This window comes from Anaerotruncus colihominis, from assembly GCF_010206195.1.
In the GTDB taxonomy this organism is placed as follows: domain Bacteria; phylum Bacillota; class Clostridia; order Oscillospirales; family Ruminococcaceae; genus Anaerotruncus; species Anaerotruncus colihominis_A.
Genome location: NZ_VIQT01000034.1, coordinates 1 through 1,011 on the forward strand (window position 1 = coordinate 1; position 1,011 = coordinate 1,011).

The 1,011-nt window shown below is 53.1% G+C and carries 1 protein-coding gene; it reads right to left on the reverse strand.

Going from position 1 to position 1,011, the window contains the following annotated elements; all coding sequences use genetic code 11:
- Nucleotides 1–528: 528 nt before the first annotated feature.
- Nucleotides 529–1,011, reverse strand: a 483-nt coding sequence (locus FMM72_RS16900; protein ID WP_431603346.1) for a tyrosine-type recombinase/integrase, incomplete at its 5' end; no start/stop codon positions are given.

The window sequence follows — 1,011 nt, forward strand, 5'->3', positions numbered from 1 at the left end:
AAACAGCCCTCCGAACCATGCCTGGCTCGGAGGGCTGTTTTGGATCATGTGCAGCGTTCAGTTTTGACAGTACACGAAAAAAGAAAGCGGGTGCGGGCGACGTTCAATCGCCCGCACCCCAAACTCAAAACGCGGCATGCTTACTGTGCCAGATGATAGAGAGGAGTGGTTTTCAGGTATGTGGCAGGCACATCCGCATACAGCGTTATGGAGGGCGGGCTTCATGCTTGGCTGGGGACGCTGTTGGAAATGGTAAAACGGCCAAACGCGGTCAACAACATAATTTCCGTTATGTTGTATTATGCGGGCTGTTGACTTCATTTAGAAGCTGCTTGCCGTTTCACCAACAAATAAAAAGGATACACACACAGACCGGCCGCAAAATTTCCTCGGCCGGTCTGGAATCTGTGTATGAAAGCTGACATGAAAGGATTTATTTGGAAAAGGGTATTGCTATTTTGACAAGCTATGTAGTATAATGACGATTGCGGGGCCCTGCGGAGCAGGCAAAGTACAACATAACGGAAATTATGTGATCACAAGTCCCAGGCGTTCTATTTGCCGGCGGTGCGCCGCGCCGCTTTCCACCGTATAGATGCGTGTGGTGGAAACGTTCGTGTGCCCCAGAATGTCGGCCAGCCGGGACAGATCCTTTTCGAGAGAATAAAAGGTACGTGCAAATAAATGGCGCAGGTTGTGTGGGAATACCTTGCCCGCCTTGACGCCGGCGCGCTTGCACAGCGCTTTCATATCGCGCCAGATGTTGGAGCGGTCGAGCGGTTTTCCCGTCCTTGTGATGAAGACCGGCCCGGCTGCTCTTTTTTGTTTCGCCAGATAGGCCGACAATGCGCGCCGCAGCCGCTCCGGTAAAAAGATATACCGCGTTTTGCCCTTGCAGCGGACAACCGCGCGCCCCCCTGCGCACGGCCTCTGCCGTAACAAATAAAAGCTCCGAAACGCGGATGCCTGTGGAGCAGATTGTCTGCAAAACAAGCGACAGCCGTTCGTTGC